The following is a 5031-nucleotide window of genomic DNA, read 5'->3' as shown; positions in this document are numbered from 1 at the left end:
GCGTCGGCGACGAGCAGAATTTTGTGATGCTTTTCGGAAACGAACCGTTTGATCAGCACGCCACCCGAGCGCGCGGAGGCCTTCCAGTCGATGTCGCGCACATCGTCGCCGGGCACATACGGACGCAGATCATCGAATTCCATACTGCGCGTGTGCAATAGCGCGTAGCGGCCGCCCTCGAGCAGACCGCTGGTGTCGGTGCCGAAGTGGGCCTTGGCCCGGTTGAGGTGCTTGCCCAAGGTGACCTCAGGGCACGCGCACGGCGCGCAGCGCGGCGTCGATGACGACCTCGGAGGTGATATTCGCGCTGGCCGCTTCGAATCCGAGGATGAGCCGATGCCGGAGCACCCGGTGCGCGAGCTTCGCGATGTCCTCGGGCAGCACGTGCGCGCGCCCGGAGAGCAGGGCCTTCGCGCGGGCCGCCTTGCAGAACGCAATCGTGGCGCGTGGGCTGGCGCCGTATTCGACGAGGCGTGCGATCTGCTTGGGCAACGCCTGCGCGGGGTGGCGGGTCACGTCGACTAGCTGGCTGGCGTAGAGCATCAACGCGCGGTCCATGTGTACGTGGCGCACCATGTCCTGCAGACGCAGCACATCGTCGAGGCCGACCACCGGCGCCGTCGGCTGCCCCTTGTCGTAGACGCCGGCGTCGATCCGCGTCATCACTTCCACCTCCTCCTGCGGAGAGGGGTAGCGCACGATCTCCTTGAGCAGGAATCGGTCGGTCTGCGCCTCTGACAGCGGATAGGTGCCTTCCTGGTCGACCGGATTCTGGGTGGCGATCACCAAGAACGGATCTGCGAGGGGGTGCACCTGCCCGGCGATGGTGGTTTGCCGCTCCTCCATCGCCTCGAGCATCGCGCTCTGGGTTTTCGCGCTCGACCGGTTGATCTCGTCAAGCAGCACAATGTTGGCGTGCACCGGACCCAGTTGGGTGACGAAGGAGTTGGTCGTCGAGTCGTAGATCTGCGTGCCGACGATGTCGCTGGGCAGCAAGTCGGGCGTGCACTGGATGCGTTGAAAGCGACCGTGAATCGACTCCGCGAGCACCTTGGCGGCCGTCGTTTTCGCCAGGCCCGGGACGCTTTCGAGAAGAATGTGGCCGCCGGTGAGCAGGCCGATCAGCAGCGACTCTCGTAAGTCGCGCTGCCCGACGATCTTTTCGGTGAACGCAATGGAGATGGTGTCCGCGATCCTTCGAGCGGCGTCGAGTTCGCGTTGATCCGGCTGTGTCCGCGCTGTAGTCATAGCCACGCTGTAATACCCGGGCGCCGTTTTTCCACACCTCAGCCCGCCCGTGACGGACCCGGGCAGGGGCGTACCGCTGAGGCCCCCACACGTACTGGACACCCCTTGGTTAAGCGCGTAACCTCTGTCGCGCAACGAAGCATTCGCGCACGCGAAGGGGCCATTACGACAGTGACTACCACCATTCCGGTCTTCAACCCGTCCAACGAAGAGCAGATCGCCGAAGTCCCCGATTCGGACCAGGCCGCCGTCGACGCGGCCGTGGCGCGGGCGCGCGAAACCTTCGAGTCGGGTGTGTGGCGCAAGGCGCCCGCGTCGCATCGCGCGAACGTACTCTTCCGCGCCGCGCGCATCATCGAGGAACGCACCGAAGAACTCGCGGCGCTTGAAGGCCAAGACAACGGCATGAATCTGACGGCCGCGAAGCACATCATCCCGGTGTCGGTCGACATGCTGAAGTACTACGCTGGCTGGGTCGGCAAGATTCACGGCGAGTCGGCCAACCTCGTGTCCGACGGTCTGCTCGGTACCTGGGAGACCTACCACACCTTCACGCAGCTCGAGCCGGTCGGCGTCGTCGGCCTCATCATCCCGTGGAACGGGCCCTTCTTCGTCGCGATGCTCAAGGTCGCTCCCGCGCTCGCCGCGGGTTGTAGTGCGGTGCTGAAACCCGCCGAGGAGACGCCGCTGACCGCGCTGAAGTTGGAGGAGATCTTCCGCGAGGCGGGCCTGCCCGACGGCGTCCTGAACGTCATCACCGGTTATGGGGAGACCACCGGCGCCACGATGACCGCGCACCCGGGCATCGACAAGATCTCGTTCACCGGGTCGACGGAAGTCGGACGGCTGATCGTCAAGGCGGCCGCGGGCAACCTCAAGCGGCTCACCCTTGAGCTCGGCGGCAAGTCGCCGCTGATCATGTTCGACGACGCCAACCTCGACAAGGCCATCATGGGGGCGGGCATGGGCCTGCTCGCCGGTTCGGGACAGAACTGCTCGTGCACCTCGCGGATCTACGTGCAGCGCGGCATCTACGACCAGGTCGTGGAAGGCCTGGCCGGGTTCGCCCAGATGCTGCCGATGGGTGGCAGCGACGACCCCGACTCGGTGCTGGGGCCGCTGATCAGCGACAAGCAGCGCAAGCGCGTCGAAGGCATCGTGAACGACGGCGTGGCCGGCGGCGCGCAGGTGATCACCGGCGGCAAGCCGATGGACCGCAAGGGCTACTTCTACGAGGCGACGATCGTCACCAACACCACACCCGACATGCGGCTCATCAAAGAGGAGATCTTCGGGCCGGTCGGCTGTGTGATCCCATTCGACGACGAGGACGAGGTGATCGCCGCCGCGAACGACACGCACTACGGGCTGGCCGGCTCGATCTGGACCGAGAACCTCAGCCGTGCCCATCGTGTCGTGAATGAGCTTCGCGCAGGCCAGATTTGGGTGAACTCCTCGCTCGCGGCCGACCCGTCGATGCCGATCAGCGGCCACAAGCAGTCGGGTTGGGGCGGCGAGCGTGGCCGCAAGGGCATCGAGGCGTACTTCAACACCAAGGCGGTCTACATCGGCCTTTAGGTCGGGCCTGGGTTTCGCCGAGCGTAACGTCACCGCGGAAATCGGGCTGATTTTCCGCAGTGGAGTTGCGCTCGCGGCCCCCCGCGTTGGCGCTCGATGTTCAGGCGCACTAACTTTTCTGACGTGACGTTCTCAGCTGCTGGTGCAGTGACGCGGTGGATCGCTCCATTCCTGACAATTGCGGTTCTTGGCACGGGTTTTCTTGCGGACCCGATGCACGTCGGTCGGGCACCGGCGATGCGTTTGGTCAGCGACGGGGATCCGTTGGCCGGGGCGCCGTTCTACATCAACCCCAACTCGGCGGCCATGCGCGCCGCGCAGGGCGCCAATCCGCCCAATGCCGAATTGACCGCCATCGCCAACACGCCGCAGGCGAACTGGATCGTCCCGGGCGGTTCGGCAGCCACGGTCGGCAAGTACGTTGGCGACGCGAATGGCGCCGGCGCCATCCCGGTGCTCGCGATCTATGGAATCCCCCACCGCGACTGTGGCAGCTTCGCTGCCGGCGGCATGGGGTCGGGCGACGACTATCGCTCGTGGATCGACGGCATCGGATCGGGCATCGGCGCCTCGCGGGTGGCGATCGTCGTCGAACCCGATGCACTCGCCATGGCCGACTGCCTGTCGGCCGATCAGCGCCAGGAGCGCTACGACCTGGTTCGCTATGCCGTCGACACGCTGACCAAGGATCCGAACGCGGCCGTGTACGTCGACGCCGGGCACCTACGCTGGCATAGCGCCGACGACATGGCCGCCCGGCTCAACCAGGCCGGTGTCGGCCACGCGCGGGGGTTCAGCCTCAATACCGCGAATTTCTTCTCGACCGAGGACGAAATCGGTTACGGCGAAGCGATTTCCGGGTTGACGAATGGTTCGCACTATGTGGTCGACACGTCGCGCAACGGCGCCGGGCCGGCGCCCGACTCCGAACTCAACTGGTGTAACCCGAGCGGCCGCGCGCTGGGCACCCCACCCACCGCAGCGACCGCGGGCGCACACGCCGATGCCTACTTATGGATCAAGCGCCCCGGCGAATCCGACGGAACCTGCGGCAAGGGTGATCCGCCAGCGGGCACCTTCGTGAGTCAGTACGCCATCGATCTGGCCCACCACGGCTAGCCGGTTCGCGCGGCGCGGAGTGACCGGGAGGACCCGATGCCGAAATTCAAAACCGAAATGGAAGTCTGCCCGCACTGCCGTCGGTCAGCCGAGGCCAAAGTCGAATACCGCTACGACAGCGACGGCAAGGTCATCGGAAGGTTAGTGCGGCATGTCAATTGCCAACACGCCGACTGCCCGGGTAGCGAAGTCCCCCCGCACTGGAGCTAATCGACGGTGACGACGTAGGTGCCGTCTGCGTCGCGGGTGATGTCGTACTCGTCGGCCTCGACCCAAACACTCGGGTCTCCGGGATCGCCGAGGTAGACGTTCTGCACCTTGCCGCCCGGTTGCATGTACACCGCCCACTGCTGCCCGGACCCCAGCGTGGAGATCGTCACGATTTCGCGCCCGTCAGCGCGTCGGATCGACAGAGTGTGGGCGTTCTCGTCCGGCTCGGAGAGTTCGGCCACGTCGTTATCTAGTTCGTCGTCGAAGTCGTCGTCATGCACACGCAGCAGGGTACTGGCTAAAGGCGCTGTCGGCGAAACCCTCAGCTACTAGCCACATCTCAGTTAGGTATGGACTTTCCAGCCCGCCAACGGGGTGGGTGCCGCCGGAGCGTTGGGGTCGTTGAACTCGATGTAAAAGTCGCCCTGCTTCACGGTGCTGTCGTAGGCGATATATCCGTGGGCGGTTTGACCATTGGTGACGGCGCCCGAACGCAAAGGTGGCGTCTTATTGATCTTCTGATAATCGACCATCGACGAACCGCCTTGGATATCGCGGTATGGATCTTGCCTCCATGGCGAAGAAGCGGCGGTGATGGACCTCTCGTTGTAGCTGAATTGTGTGTCGGATTTGCCGACAATGGTGAGCTCGATGACGTTGCAGCCGCCACCTCCGGAACAGCCGGACGAGATCCAGTTCGCGTTGTTGACCGTGACGTCGGCGGTCGCGGTGCTGTACTCCGTGACATGAATTGTCGTCCCGGCCTTTTCGGTCGGGAACGGTGACTGTTGGGTTGTGGGGTCGGCGTTGCCGAGAGGCGCTGTCACGCACGCGGTTATCGCCAGCAATGTCGCAACCGCTGCGCTCAACGGGGTA

General features: G+C 64.8%; 6 protein-coding genes. 2 read left to right on the top strand and 4 right to left on the bottom strand.

The genetic code is table 11. The annotated features are described in order from the left end of the window. On the bottom strand, positions 1 to 239 hold a 239-nt coding region (locus tag JOZ00_RS22560), incomplete at its 3' end, for a DUF58 domain-containing protein (RefSeq protein ID WP_293348286.1). Between the two features lie 7 nt (positions 240 to 246). Then, positions 247 to 1248 carry an AAA family ATPase gene (locus tag JOZ00_RS22555; RefSeq protein ID WP_293348283.1) on the bottom strand — a complete coding sequence of 334 codons (1002 nt, stop codon included), beginning with the start codon at positions 1246 to 1248 and terminating at the stop codon, positions 247 to 249. 171 nt (positions 1249 to 1419) lie between these two features. Between JOZ00_RS22555 and JOZ00_RS22550 the strand changes: the two genes are divergently transcribed. Both JOZ00_RS22550 and JOZ00_RS22545 read left to right on the top strand, forming a co-directional pair. After that, on the top strand, positions 1420 to 2826 hold the full coding sequence (locus JOZ00_RS22550; protein WP_293348280.1) for an aldehyde dehydrogenase family protein: 1407 nt from the start codon (positions 1420 to 1422) through the stop codon (positions 2824 to 2826). 123 nt (positions 2827 to 2949) lie between these two features. Continuing rightward, complete coding sequence (locus tag JOZ00_RS22545; protein WP_293348277.1) at positions 2950 to 3945, top strand: glycoside hydrolase family 6 protein; 996 nt, start codon at positions 2950 to 2952, stop codon at positions 3943 to 3945. 206 nt (positions 3946 to 4151) lie between these two features. Here the strand turns inward: JOZ00_RS22545 and JOZ00_RS22540 are convergent, their stop codons facing one another. Both JOZ00_RS22540 and JOZ00_RS22535 read right to left on the bottom strand, forming a co-directional pair. Beyond that, entirely contained in the window at positions 4152 to 4436 is a 285-nt protein-coding gene (locus JOZ00_RS22540) for a hypothetical protein (RefSeq protein ID WP_293348274.1), read from the bottom strand. Between the two features lie 63 nt (positions 4437 to 4499). Beyond that, entirely contained in the window at positions 4500 to 5024 is a 525-nt protein-coding gene (locus tag JOZ00_RS22535) for a hypothetical protein (protein WP_293348289.1), read from the bottom strand. Positions 5025 to 5031 lie beyond the last annotated feature (7 nt).

The organism is Mycobacterium sp. (genome assembly GCF_019243155.1).
Lineage (GTDB): Bacteria > Actinomycetota > Actinomycetes > Mycobacteriales > Mycobacteriaceae > Mycobacterium.
The sequence above is the reverse complement of the archived record's forward strand: the minus strand, read 5'-3'. Positions and strand labels throughout refer to the sequence as shown.

Bases quoted from the DNA above. Each gene is read 5' to 3' on its own strand.
- JOZ00_RS22555 (WP_293348283.1), bottom strand. From the start codon at position 1,248: ATGACTACAGCGCGGACACAGCCGGATCAACGCGAACTCGACGCCGCT.